This is a genomic window from Zwartia sp. (assembly GCF_049655405.1).
Lineage (GTDB): Bacteria > Pseudomonadota > Gammaproteobacteria > Burkholderiales > Burkholderiaceae_B > Zwartia.
In genome coordinates, this window is record NZ_JBASJR010000013.1 from 138,811 (window position 1) to 161,414 (window position 22,604).

General features: G+C 49.4%; 23 protein-coding genes. 14 read left to right on the plus strand and 9 right to left on the minus strand.

Annotation, left to right across the window (positions count from 1 at the left end):
- Positions 1-5: 5 nt before the first annotated feature.
- The 3 genes from WBJ47_RS12105 to WBJ47_RS12115 are packed head-to-tail and all read right to left on the minus strand — an operon-like array spanning position 6 to position 3,370.
- Positions 6-755 carry a glucose 1-dehydrogenase gene (locus tag WBJ47_RS12105; RefSeq protein ID WP_422242775.1) on the minus strand — a complete coding sequence of 250 codons (750 nt, stop codon included), beginning with the start codon at positions 753-755 and terminating at the stop codon, positions 6-8.
- A gap of 51 nt (positions 756-806) precedes the next feature.
- Positions 807-2,198: an MmgE/PrpD family protein gene (locus WBJ47_RS12110; protein ID WP_422242776.1), complete on the minus strand. Its 1,392-nt coding sequence runs from the start codon at positions 2,196-2,198 to the stop codon at positions 807-809.
- An 11-nt stretch (positions 2,199-2,209) separates the two neighbouring features.
- Positions 2,210-3,370, minus strand: a complete 1,161-nt coding sequence (locus tag WBJ47_RS12115) for an acyl-CoA dehydrogenase family protein (RefSeq protein ID WP_422242777.1) — start codon at positions 3,368-3,370, stop codon at positions 2,210-2,212.
- Positions 3,371-3,486: 116 nt separating this feature from the next.
- Between WBJ47_RS12115 and WBJ47_RS12120 the strand changes: the two genes are divergently transcribed.
- From WBJ47_RS12120 to WBJ47_RS12175, 12 genes are all read left to right on the plus strand, one after another.
- A complete protein-coding gene (locus WBJ47_RS12120; RefSeq protein ID WP_422242778.1) occupies positions 3,487-4,389 on the plus strand; it encodes a LysR substrate-binding domain-containing protein in 903 nt (300 codons plus the stop codon).
- 52 nt (positions 4,390-4,441) lie between these two features.
- Positions 4,442-5,056, plus strand: coding sequence for an RdgB/HAM1 family non-canonical purine NTP pyrophosphatase (rdgB, locus tag WBJ47_RS12125; protein ID WP_422242779.1), 615 nt, complete (start codon positions 4,442-4,444; stop codon positions 5,054-5,056).
- A complete protein-coding gene (gene hemW, locus WBJ47_RS12130) occupies positions 5,053-6,270 on the plus strand; it encodes a radical SAM family heme chaperone HemW (protein WP_422242780.1) in 1,218 nt (405 codons plus the stop codon). Before rdgB ends, hemW begins: the two co-directional genes overlap by 4 nt.
- Positions 6,271-6,510: 240 nt before the next feature.
- Positions 6,511-7,923 (plus strand): type I glutamate--ammonia ligase, encoded by a 1,413-nt coding sequence (gene glnA, locus WBJ47_RS12135; protein ID WP_422242781.1) that lies wholly within the window; start codon positions 6,511-6,513, stop codon positions 7,921-7,923.
- Between the two features lie 43 nt (positions 7,924-7,966).
- The gene (gene glnL / locus WBJ47_RS12140) at positions 7,967-9,019 is read left to right on the plus strand and encodes a nitrogen regulation protein NR(II) (RefSeq protein WP_422242782.1); all 1,053 of its coding nucleotides are present in this window, start codon (positions 7,967-7,969) and stop codon (positions 9,017-9,019) included.
- Positions 9,016-10,494 carry a nitrogen regulation protein NR(I) gene (ntrC, locus tag WBJ47_RS12145; RefSeq protein WP_422242783.1) on the plus strand — a complete coding sequence of 493 codons (1,479 nt, stop codon included), beginning with the start codon at positions 9,016-9,018 and terminating at the stop codon, positions 10,492-10,494. The genes glnL and ntrC overlap by 4 nt, the downstream gene beginning before the upstream one ends.
- Positions 10,495-10,582: 88 nt before the next feature.
- Positions 10,583-10,969 carry a Rid family detoxifying hydrolase gene (locus WBJ47_RS12150; RefSeq protein ID WP_422242784.1) on the plus strand — a complete coding sequence of 129 codons (387 nt, stop codon included), beginning with the start codon at positions 10,583-10,585 and terminating at the stop codon, positions 10,967-10,969.
- Between the two features lie 27 nt (positions 10,970-10,996).
- Positions 10,997-13,078 carry an ATP-dependent DNA helicase RecG gene (gene recG / locus WBJ47_RS12155; protein WP_422242785.1) on the plus strand — a complete coding sequence of 694 codons (2,082 nt, stop codon included), beginning with the start codon at positions 10,997-10,999 and terminating at the stop codon, positions 13,076-13,078.
- 59 nt (positions 13,079-13,137) lie between these two features.
- Complete coding sequence (locus WBJ47_RS12160) at positions 13,138-14,082, plus strand: LysR substrate-binding domain-containing protein (protein ID WP_422242786.1); 945 nt, start codon at positions 13,138-13,140, stop codon at positions 14,080-14,082.
- An 11-nt stretch (positions 14,083-14,093) separates the two neighbouring features.
- Entirely contained in the window at positions 14,094-14,945 is an 852-nt protein-coding gene (gene ubiA, locus WBJ47_RS12165; protein ID WP_422242787.1) for a 4-hydroxybenzoate octaprenyltransferase, read from the plus strand.
- A gap of 70 nt (positions 14,946-15,015) precedes the next feature.
- Entirely contained in the window at positions 15,016-15,849 is an 834-nt protein-coding gene (gene proC / locus WBJ47_RS12170; protein ID WP_422242788.1) for a pyrroline-5-carboxylate reductase, read from the plus strand.
- Positions 15,850-15,910: 61 nt separating this feature from the next.
- Positions 15,911-17,185, plus strand: a complete 1,275-nt coding sequence (locus tag WBJ47_RS12175; protein ID WP_422242789.1) for a DUF945 family protein — start codon at positions 15,911-15,913, stop codon at positions 17,183-17,185.
- Between the two features lie 85 nt (positions 17,186-17,270).
- Here the strand turns inward: WBJ47_RS12175 and WBJ47_RS12180 are convergent, their stop codons facing one another.
- The 3 genes from WBJ47_RS12180 to WBJ47_RS12190 all read right to left on the minus strand — a co-directional run bounded on the left by WBJ47_RS12180 (position 17,271) and on the right by WBJ47_RS12190 (position 19,305).
- Positions 17,271-17,672 (minus strand): Zn-ribbon domain-containing OB-fold protein, encoded by a 402-nt coding sequence (locus tag WBJ47_RS12180; RefSeq protein ID WP_422242790.1) that lies wholly within the window; start codon positions 17,670-17,672, stop codon positions 17,271-17,273.
- A gap of 2 nt (positions 17,673-17,674) precedes the next feature.
- A complete protein-coding gene (locus WBJ47_RS12185; RefSeq protein WP_422242791.1) occupies positions 17,675-18,844 on the minus strand; it encodes a thiolase domain-containing protein in 1,170 nt (389 codons plus the stop codon).
- A gap of 71 nt (positions 18,845-18,915) precedes the next feature.
- Positions 18,916-19,305: a DUF423 domain-containing protein gene (locus WBJ47_RS12190; protein WP_422242792.1), complete on the minus strand. Its 390-nt coding sequence runs from the start codon at positions 19,303-19,305 to the stop codon at positions 18,916-18,918.
- An 84-nt stretch (positions 19,306-19,389) separates the two neighbouring features.
- On the opposite strand from WBJ47_RS12190, the gene WBJ47_RS12195 reads away from it, so the two are divergent.
- Both WBJ47_RS12195 and WBJ47_RS12200 read left to right on the plus strand, forming a co-directional pair.
- Entirely contained in the window at positions 19,390-19,797 is a 408-nt protein-coding gene (locus tag WBJ47_RS12195; RefSeq protein ID WP_422242793.1) for a BPTD_2524 family lipoprotein, read from the plus strand.
- 52 nt (positions 19,798-19,849) lie between these two features.
- Positions 19,850-20,266, plus strand: coding sequence for a PaaI family thioesterase (locus WBJ47_RS12200; RefSeq protein WP_422242794.1), 417 nt, complete (start codon positions 19,850-19,852; stop codon positions 20,264-20,266).
- Here the strand turns inward: WBJ47_RS12200 and WBJ47_RS12205 are convergent.
- The 3 genes from WBJ47_RS12205 to WBJ47_RS12215 all read right to left on the minus strand — a co-directional run bounded on the left by WBJ47_RS12205 (position 20,258) and on the right by WBJ47_RS12215 (position 22,550).
- On the minus strand, positions 20,258-20,713 hold the full coding sequence (locus WBJ47_RS12205) for a GatB/YqeY domain-containing protein (protein ID WP_422242795.1): 456 nt from the start codon (positions 20,711-20,713) through the stop codon (positions 20,258-20,260). The two genes, WBJ47_RS12200 and WBJ47_RS12205, sit on opposite strands and share 9 nt — an antisense overlap.
- Before the next feature lie 81 nt (positions 20,714-20,794).
- A complete protein-coding gene (locus WBJ47_RS12210; protein WP_422242796.1) occupies positions 20,795-21,616 on the minus strand; it encodes an NRDE family protein in 822 nt (273 codons plus the stop codon).
- 4 nt (positions 21,617-21,620) lie between these two features.
- Positions 21,621-22,550 (minus strand): DMT family transporter, encoded by a 930-nt coding sequence (locus tag WBJ47_RS12215; RefSeq protein WP_422242797.1) that lies wholly within the window; start codon positions 22,548-22,550, stop codon positions 21,621-21,623.
- Between the last annotated feature and the right edge of the window lie 54 nt (positions 22,551-22,604).

Below are 22,604 nucleotides of genomic sequence, written 5' to 3' on the forward strand. Positions count from 1 at the left end.
AACTCTTAGATCGTACGACCTCCGTCGACCGGCAATTCTAACCCCGTTAAAAATGAGGCTTCGTCGGAGGCTAAGAATACTGCCGCATTCGCGATGTCTTTTGGTACGCTCAATCGACCCATCGGAATAGTGGCAATGAAGCGTGCTCGATTTTCTGGCGTGTCGGGAATTCCCATAAAGTCGCCCAGCATGCCAGTATCACCCATCACAGGGCAAATAACGTTGACGCGGATGTTATCCCCGGCAAGCTCAACAGCCAATGACTTTGAAAGCAAGTTCGCAGCCCCTTTAGACGCGTTGTACCAAGTCAGGCCAGGCCTTGGACGTAAGCCGGCTGTCGATCCAATATTAATGATGCAACCGGATTTCTTCGCGCGCATCGCAGGCACGACAGCATTAATCATGTGGTAGATAGCTTTTACGTTGACATCAAAGCAACGATCGTATGTCGCCTCATCAACGTCTAGAAAAGGCTGGTTTTTGTGTGTAAAGCCAGCGTTATTGACCACGATGTCAATTTCACCGAAATGTTCGCGTGCCATTTTGACTGCCCGATCAATATCTGCACGCTGACTGACATCGCACTTGACGGCTACTGCTGCTTGACCAATCTCGGCCGCAACTTTTTGTGCGCCCGCTTCATTGAGGTCAGCAATCACTACACGAGCACCTTCACGTACAAAACTTCGAGCAATTTCAGCACCAAAGCCACTTGCGGCACCTGTCACGATCGCGACTTGATTTTTTAAACGCATCTTGTTGTCTCCTCATTTTTTGGCAGAGCCTGATGGCTCGGCTCTTTTATATTAAGCAGCGGCTAATAACTGTCCTAGCTTAGCTTGCTTTCGAATGTCCCAAACTGTCTGTGTGAGTTTTTTAACTTGAGACTCTGTCGCCGCACCTTGGTAAGTGCCTAGGCGCAATGTCTTTTCTTCAATTTCAGGACGTGAAAGTGTATTGCCTGGATCGCCTTTAGGCTCGTCTACACGACCACTCAGACTGCGACCGTCGGTCGTTTTAACCGTGACCTTACCAATCCAGCGTTGTGGATAAGCAGTGTCAACCTCTTCATCAAGCTCCATCGTCACTTTGTCACGGAAGGCGGCTACGGCACCATCCTTGAGGGCTTGATCAAAACCAGCCAGGTCAGCCGAGTTACGCAAGGCAATCAGTGCCAACACAGTTCCCATTGAAAACTTTGATTGGTGCACTGTCTGTGGGTCTGTCACAGGACCGAGCACATCAATCGCACCTTGGTGAACATGGGTCACGACAGAGGCAATATCACTAGCTTTTAAGCCATGTTGCTTCATTGCAAACTGCAGTGCGTCAGCGGCAGGATGTGTGTGACGGCAAGAGGCATGATATTTAAAGGAGGTTTCAGCAAGCGCCCAACGTGAGCCCAAACGATCCGTCAGTTTGGCTGGATCCGCATCGGTTGACATGCCTGCAGCCATTCCCTGCACACCTTCAAGAATTCGGCGTGCACCGGTAAAACCGTCTTTCGCCAAATACGCAGCCGTCATGCCAGCAGAAGCGGCATGAGCGGTGTGTAATTGTTTGGAGTCCGCAGCGTCACGCAGAAACTCCCACAGGCCAGAGGCTGTTGTGCCAGCAGAACCGATCGCATTGAGCATTTGCTCTGGGTTGAGCTTGAGCAATCGACCGACAGTGACTGCCGCAGCGACAGTACCAGCAGTGCCCGTTGTGTGAAAAATCTTGTAATGGGAGCGACCGAGAAATTCACCAATACGAATGCCGACTTCATAACCTGCCACAGAAGCCGTGATGAACTCTTCACCAGAGGCACCGATTGCTTGTGCAACGGCCAGTGCTGGAGGAAAAACAACTGCAGCAGGGTGAAACACCGAACCATTATGCACATCATCTTGCTCGACGACGTGAGCCGCCGCGGCGTTGACCATCGCAGCAAAAACAGGGGAGGTCATGCGGCGATTCACGAAATCTTCGGACTTGCCATCGGCTGGGCCCATGAGTTCAGCGTATTTGCCCATGGCTTTTACTGCGCGAGCAGTAGAGCCAGCCAAAATCGAGGCCATCGTATCCAGGAATAAATCCTCGCAGCGCATCCGTACAGACTCAGGAATGTCAGAAAACTTGAGTTCGGAGGAAAACTTGGCAAGTTCAGCGCTAGGGTGCAAGACGATTGCACCAGCTTGGGAATGAGCAGCAGTCATCAATATCTCCTTTAGAAGGAACGTGGCAGACCGAGTATGTGCTCGGCTACATAAGACAAAATAAGGTTCGTGGAAATGGGTGCGACTTGATAGAGACGTGTTTCGCGGAATTTGCGTTCAACGTCATACTCACAAGCGAAGCCAAAGCCGCCGTGGAATTGCAAACAAGCGTTTGCAGCTTCCCAAGAAGCATCTGCCGCAAGCAGTTTTGCCATATTGGCTTGTGCGCCGCAAGGCAAATTAGCATCAAACAAACGACATGCTTCATAGCGCATCAAACTAGCCGCTTCGACGTTGATGTGCGCACGAGCGATAGGAAACTGAACGCCCTGGTTTTGGCCAATCGGACGACCAAACACAATGCGATCTTTTACGTAAGCTGACACACGATCGACAAACCAGTAACCGTCACCAATACATTCGGCCGCAATGAGGGCGCGCTCAGCATTCAGACCATCAAGAATATATTTGAAACCTTTGCCTTCCTCACCAATTAGGTTTTCGGCGGGAATTTCGAGGTTGTCAAAAAATAACTCATTGGTTTCATGGTTAACCATGTTCAAGATTGGACGAACAGTCAGACCTTTGCCAATCGCATCACGCAAATCAACGATAAAAATTGACATCCCTTCGGATTTTTTTGTGACCTGGTCCAGAGGCGTTGTACGAGCCAGAAGGATCATCAAATCTGAGTGTTGAACCCGTGAAATCCATACTTTTTGACCATTAATGACGTAGCGATCGCCTTTGCGAACAGCCGTCGTTTTGATTTTGGTCGTATCTGTTCCCGTGGTCGGCTCTGTGACGCCCATTGATTGCAAACGCAATTCACCTGCAGCAATTTTGGGCAAATAGAGATTTTTTTGCTCTGTCGAACCATGTCGCAACAAAGTACCCATGTTGTACATTTGGCCATGGCAGGCGCCAGAGTTTCCGCCGCAACGGTTAATTTCTTCCATGATGACGGATGCTTCGGTCAAACCGAGCCCAGAACCCCCATATTCCTGAGGAATCAAAGCCGCCATCCAACCAGCCTGAGTCAGGGCATTCACAAATTCCTCGGGATAACCTCGGACTTCGTCTACTTTACGAAAGTATTCGTCTGGAAACTGCTTGCACAGATCCCTAATTGCGTCACGGATATCTTGGTACTGATCAACGTTGGCGTTCATGATTGTCTTATGATGGCAAGTGTTATACAGCAGACACTGTGCCCCATGGCGCCAAACTTGACTATTGACGTTTGGTTAACCCGGGCTTTTTCATTGATTAAGAGACTGCCAACCTTATGGCTAATCATTTTGACCTGACGGATTTGCAGCTAATCGTCAACATTGGCGATGCTAGTAGCTTGACGCGTGGCGCTGAAAAGTCCCATCTTTCACTTCCTGCCGCCAGCAATCGTGTCAAAAACCTAGAAGACCATTTTGGCACTAGGCTTTTTCATCGCAATAGCCAAGGGGTGACACTGACCCCTTCCGGTGAAGCTTTTTTGCGCCATGCACGCTTGGTGTTACGACAAATTGACCATTTACGTGGTGACATACACGAGTATGCCCGCGGGATAAAAGGCCAAGTACGCATGTTGGCCAATACGACTGCCATGACTGAGTTTATGCCTGTTGTGTTGAGTCGCTTTTTAGCCTCACATCCTGACGTAACAGTGGAGTTGCGTGAACGCTTGAGCTATCTGGTCATTAAAGCGGTCTCCGAAGGGTCTGCTGACATCGGGATTGTTGCGGGCAAACCTGCCACATCAGAGCTCGAATACATTCCCTACCGCGAGGACAGACTAGTCTTGGTTGCGCCCGTAGACCACCCCTTGAGCGAACTCAACGAAGTGGCTTTTTCCGATACGCTTGCTTATGAATATGTCGGTTTATCTGAGTGGAGTGCCATTCACGCATTTTTGATTCAGGCGGCTGATAAGCTTGGCTATCCGTTTCGTTTTCGTGTTGAAGTCGGGAGTTTTGAAGCGGTTTGCCGGATGATAGAGGCTGGGGTTGGCATCGGTGTTGTGCCCGAGCTCGTGGCAAAACGATATGCCCAACGCCTCAACATCAAGATTGTTCGTCTTTCAGATGAGTGGTCAGAAAGAAAACTACAGATATGTGTCAGAAACCTTCAACAATTACCAAGTTTTGCAAGAGATCTGGTCAATATGCTCATTGAGGATGTTCCTGCACCATGAGTTTGAGTTTAAAACTCAAGCTTTCTTCACCGATACGTTTCAAGATTAATTTATGTTGACTTCTATTGTTCTCGCCTCAGGCAACACTGGCAAACTGAAGGAATTCAGCGCTTTGCTTGAGCCCCTTGGCTTGACTGTCATTCCGCAAGCCTCGCTCAATATTAGCGAGGCACCAGAGCCACATCCCACTTTCGTTGAAAACGCGCTCGCCAAGGCGCGTCATGCGAGTGCACTCTCTGGCTTACCTGCAATGGCGGATGACTCAGGTTTGTGTGTACGTGCCCTCAAAGGTGCTCCAGGCATCTATTCAGCGCGTTTTGCACAAACGGAGCATGGTGCACGCTCAGACTTGGCCAATAATCAAAAGTTGGTGCAAGCACTTCAAGACGTATCAGACCGTCGGGCTTGGTACGTAGCAGTCTTAGTCTTTTTGACTCACCCAGACGACCCACAACCCCTCATTGCAGAGGCGAATTGGTTTGGGGAAATCGTAGAGACTCCCAGGGGTGAAAACGGTTTTGGATATGACCCGCATTTTTATATTGCCGAACACGGTTGTACTGTGGCTGAGCTCAATCCTTCCATCAAAAATGCTGTCAGCCACCGTGGGCAGGCGATGAAAATCCTGCTGTCTAAATTAAAAGAGCGAGGCGTAACGCTAGGATGACCCGAACGATACCGATTCGCGCTGAAAACTGGAGGCCTGCTGTCGCGAAAACAGCGGGTTCACATTCGCTTTTTACAACGCTGCCACCATTGTCTCTATACATTCATGTGCCATGGTGTATTCGCAAATGTCCGTATTGCGATTTCAACTCCCATGAAGCCTCAGGCGATATTCCCGAAGACCGTTATCTTGATGCGCTTCAGGCCGATATCGAACAGGCCCTGCCAAATGTATGGGGACGTCAAGTCCATACGGTATTTATAGGCGGCGGCACGCCAAGCTTGCTGTCTGCTTCAGCCGTGGATCGATTGATGGCGATGCTAAGAGCACACTTCAATCTTTGGCCGGACGCAGAGGTTACTTTAGAGGCGAATCCCGGCGCAGCGGAGGCAGGGCGTTTTAAATCCTACGCTCAAAGTGGTGTTAATCGCATTTCCCTTGGCATCCAGACGTTCAATGATATTCAACTCAAAAAACTAGGTCGCGTTCATGATGGTCTTCAAGCAAGGCAAGCGATTGAGATGGCAATGTCCGCAGTCAGTCGGGTCAACCTTGATTTAATGTTCGCTTTGCCAGGCCAGTCTCTCCAAGACTCTATGGACGATGCACGCAAAGCGCTGTCTTTTGGAACAGAACATTTATCCATTTACCAGTTAACTCTCGAGCCAAATACGGTTTTTGCCAAATTTCCACCAGAATTACCGGATGAAGACGTGGCGGTGCAGATGGAGGAGGGCATCGAGGCCCTTTTGGCTGAACATGATTTCGAGCGCTACGAGGTGTCTGCGTTTGCACGGCCTGGCGCGCGTGCAAGGCACAATGTCAATTACTGGAAATTCGGGGACTATCTTGGCTTGGGACCCGGCGCGCACGGAAAAGTCTCTGCTCCTGACGGTATTCGTCGCGAAATTCGGTTACGTAATCCAGAAAGCTGGATGCAAGCGAGCTTATTGCGAAACGGCAGCCATATTTCTGACGTACGACAAGTCGAGCGTTCGGACTTTGCCTTTGAGTTCATGCTCAACGCTCTCCGTCTCAAGGAGGGGGTACCACTAGAATTATTTTTCGAAAGAACAGGACTTGAATATTCAGATATTTCTACCAAACTGGCCCTCGCTAAGCAGAAAAAGCTTCTCACTGAGGATCCTTCAAGATTACAAGCGACTGATGCCGGTTGGCGGTTTTTAAATGAATTACAAACGATCTTTCTGTAGTGTTATCGTTCTGAATCAATCACAACTTTTGCGCATCAATCACTATTTTGGTGCGCAACGTGGTGCATAGATTAAGATTCTGCACCGAAATAGTGCCTTCTTGATGGATTCAAATGCGCCTTTAAAGGGCGCAGCCAGTTAAAATAACTGGCACAGTTTTTGCTTTAACGTTTTACATAAGTTTTATATTCCTGTCATATTTAATTATTTTTACTAATATATTTTTAGCGGAGTCACATAATGAGCACCCCTCAAGACGTTCTGAAGAAAATTACTGAAAACGAAGTCAAATTTGTTGATTTCCGCTTCACGGATACGCTGGGTAAAGAACAGCACGTCTCCGTGCCCGTCAGTCAGATGGGCGAGGACAAGTTCAATGAAGGCCACGCTTTCGACGGCTCATCAATCGCCGGATGGAAAGGCATCGAAGCCTCCGATATGTTGTTGATGCCCGACGCATCGACTGCTCACATGGATCCATTCCGTGAAGAGTCGACCATGATCATCACTTGTGATGTGGTCGAGCCTTCAGACATGAAAGGCTATGAGCGTGATCCACGCTCGCTGGCCAAGCGCGCCGAGGCTTACCTCAAGTCAAGTGGTTTAGGTGACACCGCTTTTTTTGGCCCAGAGCCAGAGTTCTTTGTTTTTGACGGCGTCACATGGGGCGACGACATGTCCGGTTGCCACGTCAAAATCAAGTCAGACGAAGGCTTTTGGTCTTCAAGCGCTGACAGCGAAGGCGGTAACCTCGCTCACCGTCCACGTGTCAAAGGTGGCTACTTCCCAGTGCCCCCCGTCGACTCCATGCAAGACATGCGCTCAGAAATGTGTATCTTGCTCGAAGAAGCTGGCATTCCTGTTGAAGTGCATCATCACGAAGTCGCAGGCGCGGGTCAGCTTGAGATCGGTACAAAGTTCAGCACATTGGTTCAGCGTGCCGACTGGAACCAAATCATGAAGTACACCATTCACAACGTAGCACATGCTTATGGCAAAACAGCAACGTTTATGCCCAAGCCAATCGTGGGTGACAATGGTTCAGGCATGCACGTTCACCAGTCAATCTGGAAAGATGGTCAAAACCTGTTTGCTGGTAATGGCTACGCTGGTTTGTCAGAGTTCGCTTTGTATTACATTGGCGGCATCATCAAGCATGCCCGCGCACTCAACGCAATCACCAACCCTGGTACTAACTCATACAAGCGTCTGGTTCCTCACTATGAAGCACCAGTCAAGCTTGCATATTCAGCACGCAACCGCTCAGCTTCGATCCGTATTCCTCACGTGGCAAACCCTAAGGGTCGCCGCATCGAGGCACGTTTCCCAGATCCACTTGCTAACCCATACTTGGCATTCTCTGCCTTGATGATGGCAGGTCTGGATGGTGTGCAAAACAAGATTCACCCTGGCGATCCAGCCGACAAGAATCTGTACGATTTGCCACCTGAAGAAGATGCAAAGATCCCAACAGTTTGCAGTTCACTTGAGCAGGCTCTCGAAGCGTTGAACAACGACCGCGAATTCTTGACTCGCGGTGGTGTGTTCACGAACGAAATGCTGGATGCTTATGTTGAACTCAAGATGAACGAAGTGAATCGTCTTCGCATGACGACACACCCCGTCGAATTCGACATGTACTACAGCCTCTAATCTGCCGACAAAACTTGGGGTCGGGCCTCCCGGCCTGATACCCATGATCCCCTTTGAAGCCTTCGATCTACTCGCCACGACAGTTCTATTGCTGAACCGTAATGGTGAGGTTGCAGAGGCCAATGCGGCTGCAGAAATGATGTTCGGTCGGTCCAAACGCCACTTGATTGGCGCTCGGGCCGATTTTTTATTTGAACGCGACTCTGCGCTCGAACACTCTATCCAACAAGCCTGCGCAGGTGAAGTGGACGACTGTCGGCAATTTGCACGGACTCGGCGTGGCGCCGAAACGGTCGAAGTAGGCGTGACGTCCATCGCGCTGAGCAATAAACCTTGGGCTGCTCTGCTAGAAATTAAAGACATTGAGCAACGCGTGTTAGTCGACCGCAGTATTCGTCTTGTTGACGAGATTGAAACCCAGCACGAGTTACTTCGAAATCTCGCCCACGAGGTCAAAAACCCTTTAGGTGGTTTACGCGGTGCAGCACAACTCCTTGAATCTGAACTGCCTGATCCTGCTTTACAAGAATACACACGCGTCATCATTTCTGAAGCGGATCGGCTTCAAGCACTGGTTGATCGGTTAGCAGCACCTCAACGCATGCCTGTGCAATGGCAACAAGTCAATATTCATGAAGTCTGTGAGCGCGTGTGCGCCTTGGTGAGAGCTGAGTTTAGAGAAGTGGCATTGATTCGTGATTACGATGCCTCGATGCCTGAGTTTCGTGCTGATCCTGCCCGTCTGATGCAAGCACTTTTAAATGTGGTGCGCAATGCAGCACAAATCATGACAGGATCGACGCCGACTATTCAACCCCAAATCATTTTAAAAACACGCATTGCCCGTCAGGTATTGCTCAGACACAAGCAACATCGGTTGGCCGTCGTCGTGTCAGTCATTGATAACGGCCCTGGAGTGCCTGCAAATCTCCACGATCGAATTTTTCATCCTCTTGTGACTGGACGCGAAGGAGGGACGGGCCTAGGACTGAGCCTTGCCCAAGATTTCGTTCAACAGCATGGAGGCGTTATTGAGTTTGACTCGAGACCCGGTCACACCGAGTTTCGTCTGATGTGTCCCATGGAGCCGCTATGAAACCAGTATGGATTGTGGATGATGATCAAGCCATCCGTTGGGTGCTCGAAAAAGCGCTGAGTCGCGCGGGCATGGTGACGCGAAGTTTTGTGGGCGCAAGCGATGTATCCATCGCGCTTGAGTCTGAAATCCCTGCCGCATTGATTTCGGATATTCGTATGCCAGGCACGGATGGCTTTGCGCTGCTTAAACATGTCAAAGATAAATATCCCTCTTTGCCAGTCATTATCATGACTGCATACAGCGATCTTGACAGCACCGTGACGGCGTTTCAAGGTGGAGCCTTTGATTACTTAGCAAAGCCGTTTGACATCAACGAAGCGGTCGCTCTCATTTCACGCGCTGTGCGTGAGCCTTCGCCAAGCGATGGAGCTCAGTCACAAGCAGCTTCCGATGAAAGATCTTCAGTGTCAGCCCCTTCTGACAAAGGAATCCTCACGCAGTCATCGTCTGTCGCCATGCAGGAAGTATTTCGCGCAATCGGACGTTTGGCAAACTCAAATGTCACAGTCCTGATTACAGGTGAATCCGGAACAGGTAAAGAACTTGTTGCGCGCGCGTTACATAGTCATGGCGTTCGTTCAAAAGGGCCGTTTGTTGCCCTGAATACTGCAGCGATCCCACGCGATCTTCTTGAGGCTGAGCTGTTTGGCCACGAACGCGGGGCCTTTACTGGTGCTAACTCTTTACGCCGAGGCCGCTTTGAAGAAGCCAGTGGCGGTACCTTATTTCTTGATGAAATTGGCGATATGCCCTTTGAGTTGCAAACACGACTACTCCGCGTTTTATCTGACGGAACGTTTTACCGGGTCGGTGGCGCGCAGCCTGTGAAGGTAGATGTTCGAATTGTTGCCGCAACACATCAGCCTTTAGAAGAACGTGTGCGTGAAGGAAAATTCCGTGAGGATTTGTTTCATCGTCTCAACGTGATCAGACTGCGTTTGCCACCACTCAGAGAGAGGCGTGAGGATATTGCAGAATTGGCTCGACACTTCTTGTCAGTGTGTGCGCGCGGCGTTGGTGTGCCTGTCAAAAAGATTTCTGAGCAAGCCATGCAAGTTTTAGCGCAGTTTGATTTTCCCGGAAATGTCAGGCAACTTGAAAACTTTTGTCATTGGTTGACTGTCATGGCCCCCGGACAAACTGTTGAAGTAAGCGATTTGCCAGCGGAAGTCCGTGCTGCGGACTTACCTGAAACTGAAACCACTCAGTCGAGAATACATAGCGCGCAAACTTGGCAACAATTACTTGCCCTCGAAGCCAGTACGCGACTCTCACGTTCAGATCCTGAAGTCTGGTCTGCCTTGACGCGTCAATTTGAGCGGACAATTTTGCAATCTTCTTTAGAGGTCTGTCGGGGCAGGCGTGTTGAAGCTGCCGCACGCTTGGGAATGGGGCGCAACACAATCACCAGAAAACTGCGTGAGCTTGGTATGGATTCCGGATATCAAGACAATCCTCCTGAGACAGCTTAGTAGGGAATTTATGAGTTTTTCTTGATGATCGACCTATCGCTTTCAACTATTGAACGTTAAACTCTAATAGTTATCTATTGGAGCAATAATGTCTAAGCGAATTATTCATACTCAAGCGGCACCTGCAGCGGTTGGACCTTACTCGCAAGCGGTTACAGCACCTGCTGGTCAGTTAGTTTTTCTTTCCGGGCAGATTGGTCTGGTGCCTGAGACAGGTGTCATGGTTTCAGAGGACTTTGAGACTCAAGTCAGACAGGCATTTGCCAACATGCAAGCTGTGATTGAGGCTGCAGGTGGACGACTTGAAAACATTGTCAAACTGACTCTTTTTTTGACTGACCTCAAACAGTTCCACATCGTCAACAGCATCATGGCTGAATTGATTCCTGAACCATTTCCTGCGCGTTCTACGGTGGGTGTCAGTAGCCTGCCTAAAGATGCACAGTTTGAGATCGAAGCCACGATTGTTATTTGACGCTTCAAATACCCAATTGGGGTCATCGTGCCTAGCCCAGTCAAATACTCTCCCAAACGCTCACCTAAACGTGGCGTTGGGACAGATATGTCTGTCAACGCAAAGCTAGAGCGTCTAGGATTGACTTCACCTGAAGCATTTATTCTTCATTTGCCAATCCGCTACGAGGACGAAACACAGATTCAAGATATTGCCAGTTTGCGTCCAGGCATGTCTGCACAGATCGAAGGCGAAGTCGTCAGATCAGATGTTTTACTCAAGCCAAGACGTCAACTCACTGCGACGATCAAAGATGACTCTGCTGAAATTGCATTACGCTGGCTGACGTTTTATCCCAGTCAACTGAGCCAGATGCAAGCCGGCAAGAGATGGCGTATACGTGGTGAGGTGCGCGGTGGAATGTATGGCTTTGAAATCATTCACCCTCGTATCTCAACAATTGGCGCACCGCTATCAGCTGCGTTAACACCTGTTTATCCAACCACAGAGGGGTTGTCACAGCCAAGCTTACGCAAAGCGATCACGCAAGCGCTCAGTGCTGCGAATTTAACGGATACTTTGCCTGCGAAATTGGTTCAACAACTCGACTTGATGAGTTTCGAGCAGGCGATTCGCACTCTTCATGCACCCACTCCTGATATGGATGCTCTGGCGTTGATGGAGCATGAACATCCCGCTTGGATACGCATCAAATTTGATGAACTTCTTGCGCAACAACTTTCCCTTGCCGCGGCACGCGCTGCGCGGCAAAGCAAACGAGCGCATGCGTTCGAGGTCAATACTTCTCCTCAAAGTTTGGTTGCGCGGTTAAAAGCTGCGCTACCTTTTTCATTAACGACTGCACAACAGAGAGTGAGTGCCGAGATTGGCGCGGACCTAGGACGAGCGTATCCAATGTATCGGCTGTTGCAAGGAGATGTCGGTAGCGGCAAGACTATTGTTGCAGCTCTTGCAGCGCTTCAAGCCATCGAGCAAGGTGCCCAGGTTGCCTTAATGGCTCCTACGGAAATTTTGGCTGAGCAACATTACGTTAAGCTCAAGTCGTGGTGTGAGCCGCTTGGCATCAAAGTGACTTGGTTAGCTGGGAGTGTCACGGCCAAAGCTCGACGCGAAGCATTAAAAGATATTGGATCAGGCGAAGCTAAACTCATCGTTGGCACACAAGCACTTATTCAAGACGGCGTAGAGTTTCACTCACTTGGTCTCATTATTGTTGATGAGCAGCATCGCTTTGGTGTGACGCAGCGGCTAACCCTTTCCCGCAAAGGCGAGGACGATATCGAGTTTGTTCCCCATCAACTGACGATGAGCGCGACGCCCATCCCACGCACGCTGGCAATGACTTTTTATGCGGATCTTGAGGTTTCCTCTATTGATGAGCTTCCTCCGGGAAGAACTCCCATTGTCACCAAACTGATCGCCTCTGACCGGCGCGGTGAGTTGATCGAACATATCGCTCAAGCTGTCGCTAAAGGGCAACAGACATACTGGGTGTGTCCTTTGGTCGAAGAAAGCGAAGCCCTAGATCTTCAAACTGCCGTTGATACGCATAGAGACTTAACCGAGGCCCTTGAGGGGCTCAACGTTGGTCTAGTGCATGGCCGACTACCAACTGCTGAAAAAGCACAAGTGATGCAAGCATTTCGCACGGGGGACATCGATGTCCTCGTGGCGACCACCGTCATTGAAGTTGGTGTGGATGTACCAAATGCCTCGCTCATGGTGATTGAGCATGCTGAGCGCTTCGGTTTGGCTCAGCTTCATCAGTTGAGAGGTCGAGTGGGGAGGGGAGCTTTACAGTCCGTGTGCGTCTTGCTGTATCAAACGCCACTTTCTATGATCGCACGTCAACGTTTACGTGCAATGTATGAAACGCAAGACGGTTTTGAAATCGCGCAGCGAGATCTCGATCTGCGTGGACCAGGCGAGCTACTCGGTGCTCGGCAATCAGGAATGGCTTTGCTCCGCTTTGCTGATTTGGCAACCGACTCTGCACTCGTGCGCATGGCCCGAGAGGTCGCAACAGATCTTAGAAAAAATTCGCCTGAAGTCGTTCAACGCCATCTCAGTCGCTGGATGCGAGGGCGCGAAGATTATCTGCGTAGTTAGGTTTTTTTTATCCATATTTTTTAATTTAAACGTTGTGCCTTTCAAAAGCTGAATCTGTTATGACTTTGACCGAACTGAAGTACATCGTGGCAGTCGCGAGAGAACGTCATTTTGGACGGGCTGCTGAAGCCTGTTTCGTGAGTCAACCCACTCTGTCCGTCGCCATTCGTAAACTTGAAGACGAGCTTGGAATCACACTATTTGAACGAGGTGGCACCGAAGTCGGAGTCACTGCAATCGGTCAACAGATCGTTTCTCAAGCCCAAAAAGTCCTTGAGGAAAGCGCTAACTTAAAAGAACTCGCCAGACTGGGACACGATCCCTTGGCGGGCGCCTTACGTGTGGGCGTGATCCACACGATTGGACCGTATCTACTGCCTAAACTCGTGCCAGCTCAGATTGAACGCACGCCACAAATGCCTCTAATTTTGCAAGAGAACTTTACTATCAAACTGATTGAGCTGTTGCGCCAAGGGGAAATTGACTGTGCCATCATGGCTTTACCCTTACCAGATGCAGGTCTGATGACACAACCACTTTATGACGAAGAATTTATTGTGGTGATTCCTGCAGGCCATCCTTGGGCCGATCGCAAATCCATCTCAGCTGAAGACTTGAAACAACAAAATATGCTGTTGCTCGGGAGCGGACACTGCTTTCGTGATCAAGTGCTTGAGGTCTGTCCCGAACTTTCTCGCTTTGCAGCTTCGAGCGAAGGCATACAGCGCACCTTTGAAGGATCTTCCCTTGAAACCATTCGCCACATGGTGGCGGCAGGCATAGGCATTACAGTGATGCCTCGCACGTCCGTGCCAAAAGAGGATCGCAACAACAAACTGCTACGTTACATTCCTTTCGAACGTCCAGTACCCGACCGTCGCGTTGTTTTAGCCTGGAGAAAAAGTTTCCCACGCGCTGCGGCTGTCGAGGCTCTTGCCCAAGCCGTATATGCGTGTCAATTACAGGACGTCCACATGTTGCCACAACCACCACAGGCTCACTAGAACGTACTTTGATGACAAAACTAAAACTTTACTGGCGCTTAGTTCGTCTGGATAAGCCAATTGGAATTTTGTTATTGCTTTGGCCTACACTTTGGGCCCTATTTGCCGCGGCAGATGGGTTCCCAGAATGGCACATCTTGGTTGTTTTTATCTTGGGCACCATACTGATGCGTTCAGCAGGGTGTGCCATGAATGATTACTTTGACCGCGACGTTGATCTGCATGTCAAACGCACACAGGAGAGGGTGCTTGCAACGGGTGCACTTGCTCCACGCGAGGCACTCTATGTCGCAGCGGCGCTTGGGTTCATGAGCTTGGGGCTCGTGCTGACGACGAATCCTCTCACCATCCTGCTCGCTGGCGTAGCTGCTTTTTTAGCCGTGACTTATCCATTATTTAAAAGGTTCTTTGCCATTCCACAGGCATATCTTGGCATTGCCTTTGGTTTCGGTATTCCGATGAGTTTTGCAGCGATTCAAGGATCAATCCCCGCCGTTGCCTGGCTACTACTTGTTGCCAATATCTTTTGGGCGATCGCCTATGACACAGAATATGCAATGGTCGATCGTGATGATGATATACGTTTGGGGGTTAAATCTTCAGCGATTACTTTTGGCCGCTATGATGTTCTTTTTGTGGCGCTTTGCTATGGTGTGACACTTCTTTTACTCGGTGTTGCTGGCGATTGGTTGGGGTACGGTTGGATGTATTTTGCAGCACTCAGCCTATCAGCCATGATTGCTGCAAAACACATTCAATGGATTCGAGGTCGTGACCGCCAAGCCTGCTTTAAAGCATTTCTACACAACACTTGGTTTGGTGCCGCAGTATTCGTTGGTATTGGACTTGAAGTGCTGAGCTAGATTTGATCTCAGACTTTTCGATTTTTTAGTTTTCTTATATTGATGTCTATAGATTCAGATGGATGGTGTGATGACTAATTTTCCTTCAGTGGCGTTTATCGGTGGCGGCAATATGGCAAATGCGCTGGTTTCCGGCCTGATCAATCAGGAATGTCCTCTAGAGAACATACACGTAATCGAGGTTGCTGACTCATTGCGAACGCAGTGGGCCAATCGTGGAGTGAGTACTAGTGCAGGGCCTGATGAGACATTGCGTCATCATCGCGTATGGATTTTTGCTGTCAAGCCTCAGCAAATGAAAGAGGTTGTCTTGCAATGCAAGGAGTGGATGTCAGCCGACACCTTGATCATCAGTATTGCAGCAGGTATTTCTATCTCATCCTTAGCGACTTGGTGTGGATCAGCACAAGTTCCCTATCAAAATATTGTCCGATGTATGCCAAATACACCAGCACTGGTGGGTGCAGGGGTGACTGGACTAGCTGCGCCCGCAGGACTTTCAGCCAGAGACCGCGTGATTGCAACGAGCCTTCTTTCTGCTGTCGGACAAGCCGTTTGGGTCAATGACGATGCAGCCATTGACGCGGTCACCGCTTTATCGGGAAGCGGTCCAGCCTATGTATTCTTATTTTTAGAGGCTTTAGTCAAAGGAGGAGAGGCTCTTGGGCTGACTGCCAGCCAGGCAAAAGAACTTGCCTTGGCAACACTATCAGGGGCAACCAAACTTGCGAGCGCATCACCCGAGACCCCAGCCACCCTGCGTGAACGTGTCACATCCAAAGGGGGAACCACAGCAGCAGCGTTGGCTGTCTTTCAAGAGGCACACTTTGTCGATATTGTTTCACAGGCCATGAATGCGGCTGATCGACGTGCCGCGGAGCTCTCCAAGGAATTTGGCGCCTAATTTGGTGCTAATATTTGCTTAGCAAATTAATTGTCATTCATAAAATGATCGGAATATTCTCGTGAAAAAAATTATCAGTTTGGTCGCATTAATCGGATTGTTGGTGGCGGTTTGGTTAGGCGCGAGTTTCTACTCTGCTCGCACCACAGGAAACTACATCACGTCACTTCCTGAGCTCTACAAGCAAAATGATTACATGCACATCAAAACTGTTGAGCATCAACAGTCCGCCTTTTCATCCACTGGCAAGTTTGAAATTCGATTCCCAAATTTTATTCCGGTAGCAGATGGTGCGCCAACCGCACTTGGCTTCATCATCCAATACAAAATCTCGAATTTGCTCTTACCTGATTCAGCAGGGCGCCTCGAGTGGAAAATGACAGGGGACGATGCAATCGATCCCGCTCTCAAACAACTCTTCGGTCAGGGTCCGACGATGCACGGCAAAGGCCACATCGGTTACGGTGGACAGCGTCACTCAAGCGTCGAACTTTCAGAGCTTTTATTTAAAGATGCCCAAACCGCCTTGAAACTGACTCCCTTGACCGGTATGGCAACTTGGAATAATGAAACACTGAAATTAAAACTTCAGTCTGACCATCTCAATGCACGGACTGAATCTGTGGTGACGGATTGGCGTGGCATGAGTATTGACATCAATCTTTCTAATCGTAATTTGGGATTAGGCACTTACGCTTTTGGTATCGACAAAGGCACCAGCGTATCTTCCGCCTTTGAGGGAATGAAACTGATTAAAACAGCCAGCCTCGAAAATGACCGTTTCAATCTCGCGATTACTCAAACCATCAAAGACTATTCTTTTGGAAAATTTAAGTTAAGTGATGTTGATCAAGAGTTCGCATTGCGTGGTCTGGACAAAGACAGCTTGATGTCAATCTCAACTATTTTGCGAGATGCAAAAGACATCAATAAGCTCACTGCAGAAGAGCGTGTTGCACTCTCCAAATCTTTGCGCGTTTTGTTTAACAAGGGCTTTTCAATTGGTCTGCCCAAAGTCGTCGCAAAGTTAGAGGGTGGATCAGTAAGTGGAGACCTCAATATTGAAGTGCTCAAGGCAGAGGGATCAGAGACAGCCTTTTCCTCGGCCCAACGTTTGCGTGCAGCAGGTCAAGCCAAATTAAATGGTAAAGGCGGCTTAGACACTGCTCAACAAACCACTGCTTTGATGTTTGGCTTGGCCGTCAAAACACCCGAAGGTCTTCAGTCGAGTTTCGAATTAATGAATGGCGTCATTAAAGCGAATGGCAAAACTTTTGACGTAAAAGACAATCTCAAGTTTCTCGACAATGTGATTAATGCCGCACTCAATCCTTAAGCGTTGACTAGGCTTTAAAGAAAAAGAGGATCCGCGCGGATCCTCTTTTTTTATCACACCAACATAGATTGTTAGTACACCTTCATTACACTGGCGTAAACATCGGAACGGGAGGACCATCCTCCGTTGTAGGCTTAAATACCAACTTCACCTTTTGTCCAATCTTCAGTGCAGCCAAATCACAATCCACGATCTGCGTCATCATCGTGACGCCTTCATCGAGTGTGACATAAGCGATACAGTACGGGTTTGGATTACCGCGTTGCATCACGCTCAGCGAGTAAATCGTACCTTTGCCAGAGCCTTCTTTCCATTCAGTTTCACCGAAACAAAAGGGACAGAGCGTACGTGGATACCAATGCGGCTCTTTGCATGACTTGCAATACTTCACCAAAAACTTACCTGTTTTCGCGGCTTCCCAGAAGGGTTGATTGCCTTGCTCTTCAGTAGGGGCCGGGATAGGGTTGGGTTGATACATCATCGTCATGATTATTCACGCTCCATGATCAGTGTTGCGCTACCATGGCGCGAACCAAGAAAACCGCCTGTGCCATGAGCCAAGGCAATATCACAATTTTTAACCTGCACGGCAGGATGGGCTTCGCCACGAAGTTGGCGAACAGCCTCAATGACCTTGGTGATGCCGCCACGATTGGCAGGATGGTTGTTACACAAACCACCGCCGTCAGTATTAAAAGGAAGCTTGCCTACGCCAGAGATCAAATTGCCGTCAGAAACAAACTTGCCGCCTTCGCCTTTTTTACAAAAGCCGAGATCCTCGAGCTGCATCAATACTGTGATGGTAAAGCTGTCGTATATGGAAGCGTACTTAATATCCTGAGGGGTCAGGCCAGCTTCTGCAAAGGCATTCGCGCCTGAAATGCGTGCGCCTGAGTAAGTCAGGTCTACGCGGCCACCGAGTTGACCTTTCACTGACTCACCCGCGCCACGTAATTTGACCAAGGGTCGCTTGAGTGACTTGGCGATATCAGGACGAGCCACGATCAATGCGCCGCCGCCATCACTCACCACACAACAATCAAGACGGTGGAGGGGGGTCGATACTAAAGGTGAATTGATCACATCTTCGACAGTCACCACATCCCGCAGCATGGCATGCGGATTATGCTGAGCGTGATGAGATGCCGCGACTTTAATCCAGGCGAGTTGCTCGGAAGTCGTGCCGTACTCATACATATGGCGAGCGGCGACCATCGCGTAACTATTGACGGTCACAGGTCCGAAAGGGGCTTCAAAGGGCACATCAGGTAAGTCATTGCCCCAATTGCGCGGCTGCAAACCCGAAGAGCCTGCCGAACGTGGACGTCCTGCGAGTGTAATGAGCGCGATGTCGCACTTTCCTGCAGCGATAGCCTGTGCAGCATGCGAGACGTGAATCAGGTAAGAACAGCCACCCGTTTCGGTCGAGTCCACATGGCGGAGTTTATTTAACCCCATGTAGTCGGCCATGTTTAACATGCCAAGGCCGGGTGCATCGCCGGCACAAAAATAGCCGTCGATATCATTCAGTGTTAATCCTGCGTCTTCTAGGGCGCCCTTGGCGGATTCGGCATGCAACTGGGCGACAGATTTGTCAGGGGCTTTACGCGTAGGGTGTTCGTATGCACCGACGATATAGGCTTTGTCTCGTATAGTCATTGGATTAGATACTGAGTTGTGAAAGAAATGAGTGTTAGTTAGCTTTTTACCATTGAAGTGAATCGTTGTTTTCAGCTTGGGTGAAAAGGATGTTTTTGATGATGCAGACTTGACACACCCAAAAAAACCCAACCAAGCATTAAACAAATACCCCCTAAAGGTGCCACGGAAGTCGCACCTTGAAAGCCAAGTAAATATTTGAGGTCAATTGACCCACAGAAAAGTGTGATGCCGATTAAAAAGAACCAACAGCTCAACGCCCCAAACCGTCCTGCATACTTGCTTGCAAACAGAAGCGCCAAAACATGGATTAATTGATAAAGCGCAGCTTTTTCGATTGCGGCAACCGCTTTGGGGTCAGAAACAGCATGAGCCGCGACAGCGCCCAGCGCAACCCCCAGCAAACCCAACAATGCTGCAACTACCACCCAGCCTGAGAATCTATATTTTTGTGGAATCATGAGAGGATTAAAAGTCGTAAAATTGCTGCTTAAGTCCGTATTATGCAACCTTTGGCTCTCTTGGGCCCGTCTAAGGCAAACCACATGAACTTCAAATGGCTGATTACTCTCGCGCCCTTACTTCTAGGTGCATGTATGGGCATCAATCCCAATACCTCACCTAAAGACAGCTTTACCGTCCCAGTGGCATACGAAGTCATTTTTGAGCGGGCAAAAGCCCAGGCTCAACGTTGTTGGAGTGCAGACGGTGAGTTTCCAATCATTGGCGAAATCAACTCCGCGGATCGAACGGCGTTTGTGGCTGTCACAGGAGAGTTGGGTGGCAGCCGTTATGGACAGGTCGATATTCGCGCCCTGGATGCACAGTCTTCGCAAGTGCAGGTGATGGTCAACGGTATCAACATCTGGAACGCTAAGTCGCTCGCTGCAATGCATGAAGTGATTCAGTTTGGTACCCCGACTTGCATTAGTTATATGCCGAGACCCCAATAAACCTCATCACTGTTAGTTATTTATTCTTCACCTACTTTTTCAGAGTCTTTTTGTGTCATCTTTAGAAAAACCCAAGACCTATTTCGGCTTAGAAATTCCTTATCTCGACTTTCTGCAACTTGAGCCCGTCCTCTGTGCTGACAACCGCGCCATCACACGCATTAAAATTCGCGACGAACTGCGCAATAGTCGTGGGCACATTCACGGTGGTGCCATCATGAGCATTCTAGATTTCACACTGAGCGCGGCAGGTCGAGCGAGTGATCCGCTTGGAATTGGCATGGCGACCATTGATATGCACACCACATGCCTTGAGCCTGCCATCACAGACCTGACAGTCGAAGCGCGTTGCATTCGTCGTGGCAGCTCAATCGCCTTTTGTGAAGGCGAGGTACTCGATACAGCCGGAAACATCATTGCAAAAGCAACCGCAGCCTTTAAAGTGCTGCGGATCAAGCCTTCAGCTTAATTTAGCTTTTACTTGAGCGGAGAGTGCAGACATTTCTGCACGTCCTGCAAGCGCCTGCTTGAGGATGGCCATCACTTTGCCCATCGCAGGGGCGCCTGTGACACCTTGTGCAGCGACCTCTGCGAGTGCAGCATCAATTGCGGTGGCAATCTCAGCATCGGTCGCTCCCTGCGGTAAAAACTCTTTCAAAATAGCCAGTTCAGCCGTTTCCTGAGCGGCGGTTTCCACTCGACCCGCTTGTTCAAACGCAGAAATGGATTCGCGCCGCTGCTTGATCTGTTTTTCTATGATGGCTGTTACTTCAGCATCAGTAAGATCTTTTCGCTCATCGACTTCACGCTGTTTGATTGCGGCTTGTAAAAAACGCAAAGTCCCCAGTCGCTCGGCTGCCTTGGCGCGCATGGCATCTTTGACTGCATCGGCAATTCGAACTTTTAAGTCAGACATAAGGGACCTCAACTCAAGTGAAAATTAAGTACTGATTATAGAGGTTGTGTTCTAAACGAAACATGCATCGCAAGTGGAATTCTAAAAATTAAAGGTTTCTTCGGTTCCAGATAAAAACCTCTGTTGAAGGGTATCCACCGTCCAGAGACTCTCACCAACAATCAATCCTTGTGCATCGAATCTTTTTTCTTGAAAACGAACCATGCCATCCGCACGCCTCAAAATCAGTGTGGTGCAACGTGTGCCGTAACGTTCATTTTTTATAAATGGGCTGCTCAACAGTTTTTCACGATCAGGACCTACGCCTGTATCAGGTAGCTCATCTATGGAGGCAGTGCGAGTGTCTTGCATGATGTCAAAAAGTAACCCTGCGTTAGGCGCGCCCCTTTCGCCGACTTGAGCGAGATGTTTAGAGACCGCACGCTGAGTCCGCGTGAGCTTGGGCCAGGGTGTATTGAGTGAGGCATTCGATATGCCCATCACCCCCTTGTCCAGCGGCTGAATTTTTTCGTGTCCGCGGTTTGAACAGTACAGAAGTCCGGTGGTGTCTGCCAACATTAAATTGAAGCCGTTATAACGATTTCCACGATCACGCAGTGATTGCGCATATGAATGTGGAGAGTCATCACCTCTGAGGAAACCATCCGTCAACTGACCTCGCGAAGGAGCCAAGGGATCGTGATGGCCTGGCTCACGATAGTTTGTTAGCAGTGCAACTCTGCCTTGCGTTGTGATACCAAGCCATGTTCCACCCGCGCTCAGATCACGCCCCGCTAATATTGTCTCCGCATCTGACCAAGGGCTCGCCGCAAGAGTAGGGCGGCTGTGTAATTCGTCTCGATTGGCCAGCACAATCAGCGGCCAATCCGGCAAAACATTTGAAGCAAGGATGGCGAGACACATATCGTTATACGCTTTTTGCTTGTTCAGTCATCGCGGCAATTTTAGAGGGCCAGTTCACCATGATGACACCTAGCATCACCATCAGCGCACCCCATACAAACTCAGCATGCAAAGGTTCATCCAAGATCAACACGCCAAAACTCACGCCGATCAATGGAGTCAAAAAGGTAAAAATCGATACCCGCGATGCGAGGTAGTGTTTCAACAACCAAAACCACACGAGCAAACTTAAAAACGCAATCAGTACACCTTGACTAATCAGGCTGACGACGAGAAAAGGACTCCACCGCACATTGAGCTGCCCTGTGACAAAACATGCGAATAGCAGGGCGAGAGCAGCAAAAAACAATTGGTAAAAGGTTGTTTGCGTCGCAGGTAGCTTGGCGAGTCCTGTGGTTCGTATTAAAACTGTAGTGACCGCCCATCCTAAACCTGCACCGAGGGCTAATAAATCACCCAGCAACATCTTAAGGTCAAAATGAGGCTGATTGGCTCCCCCAATAAATCCGACCGCAATACCAATAAAACTGACGAAAACACCGAACCACTGTCGACGGCTCAGGTTTTCCTCAGGGACCCAGATGTGTAAACCTAAGGCAGTAAAAATCGGGGCGGTATACAAAAACACCACAAGATGCGAGGCCGTAGTCAACCTTAGGCTTTCACCAATCATCCACCATTCCAGTCCGAAAATCAGTCCTACTGCCATCCCTGCGCGCCAAGGCCCTCTCCACAATGCCAATGAGGTGCCTTGATACCACATGAAAAGTGCGAGTAATACACAGCCAAGAATGGAGCGAAGCCCAATCTGCATAGACGGGCTAATGTCATCAATTGTGAGCTTAAAGAGAATTTGCTGACCGCCCCATAGCGTACAAAGCATCACAATGCAGAGGTAAGCCGTTGCGTCAAGCGGTTTGCGCGAGGTGGACATGCGTTTCCTTTCCGACTATTGATTTTACACACAGGGGAAGCAAGGGTATCGAAC

Excerpts from the sequence above, each read along its gene's own strand:
- hemW (WP_422242780.1), top strand. The coding sequence starts at position 5,053 with ATGACCCGAACGATACCGATTCGCGCTGAAAACTGGAGGCCTGCTGTC.
- WBJ47_RS12120 (WP_422242778.1), top strand. The coding sequence starts at position 3,487 with ATGGCTAATCATTTTGACCTGACGGATTTGCAGCTAATCGTCAACATT.
- WBJ47_RS12205 (WP_422242795.1), bottom strand. The coding sequence starts at position 20,713 with ATGTCTGACTTAAAAGTTCGAATTGCCGATGCAGTCAAAGATGCCATG.
- WBJ47_RS12110 (WP_422242776.1), bottom strand. The coding sequence starts at position 2,198 with ATGACTGCTGCTCATTCCCAAGCTGGTGCAATCGTCTTGCACCCTAGC.
- glnA (WP_422242781.1), top strand. The coding sequence starts at position 6,511 with ATGAGCACCCCTCAAGACGTTCTGAAGAAAATTACTGAAAACGAAGTC.
- WBJ47_RS12115 (WP_422242777.1), bottom strand. The coding sequence starts at position 3,370 with ATGAACGCCAACGTTGATCAGTACCAAGATATCCGTGACGCAATTAGG.
- WBJ47_RS12185 (WP_422242791.1), bottom strand. The coding sequence starts at position 18,844 with ATGACTATACGAGACAAAGCCTATATCGTCGGTGCATACGAACACCCT.
- WBJ47_RS12160 (WP_422242786.1), top strand. The coding sequence starts at position 13,138 with ATGACTTTGACCGAACTGAAGTACATCGTGGCAGTCGCGAGAGAACGT.
- WBJ47_RS12150 (WP_422242784.1), top strand. The coding sequence starts at position 10,583 with ATGTCTAAGCGAATTATTCATACTCAAGCGGCACCTGCAGCGGTTGGA.
- WBJ47_RS12105 (WP_422242775.1), bottom strand. The coding sequence starts at position 755 with ATGCGTTTAAAAAATCAAGTCGCGATCGTGACAGGTGCCGCAAGTGGC.
- WBJ47_RS12190 (WP_422242792.1), bottom strand. The coding sequence starts at position 19,305 with ATGATTCCACAAAAATATAGATTCTCAGGCTGGGTGGTAGTTGCAGCA.
- proC (WP_422242788.1), top strand. The coding sequence starts at position 15,016 with ATGACTAATTTTCCTTCAGTGGCGTTTATCGGTGGCGGCAATATGGCA.
- WBJ47_RS12180 (WP_422242790.1), bottom strand. The coding sequence starts at position 17,672 with ATGACGATGATGTATCAACCCAACCCTATCCCGGCCCCTACTGAAGAG.
- ubiA (WP_422242787.1), top strand. The coding sequence starts at position 14,094 with ATGACAAAACTAAAACTTTACTGGCGCTTAGTTCGTCTGGATAAGCCA.
- ntrC (WP_422242783.1), top strand. The coding sequence starts at position 9,016 with ATGAAACCAGTATGGATTGTGGATGATGATCAAGCCATCCGTTGGGTG.
- WBJ47_RS12210 (WP_422242796.1), bottom strand. The coding sequence starts at position 21,616 with ATGTGTCTCGCCATCCTTGCTTCAAATGTTTTGCCGGATTGGCCGCTG.
- glnL (WP_422242782.1), top strand. The coding sequence starts at position 7,967 with ATGATCCCCTTTGAAGCCTTCGATCTACTCGCCACGACAGTTCTATTG.
- rdgB (WP_422242779.1), top strand. The coding sequence starts at position 4,442 with ATGTTGACTTCTATTGTTCTCGCCTCAGGCAACACTGGCAAACTGAAG.
- WBJ47_RS12195 (WP_422242793.1), top strand. The coding sequence starts at position 19,390 with ATGAACTTCAAATGGCTGATTACTCTCGCGCCCTTACTTCTAGGTGCA.
- WBJ47_RS12215 (WP_422242797.1), bottom strand. The coding sequence starts at position 22,550 with ATGTCCACCTCGCGCAAACCGCTTGACGCAACGGCTTACCTCTGCATT.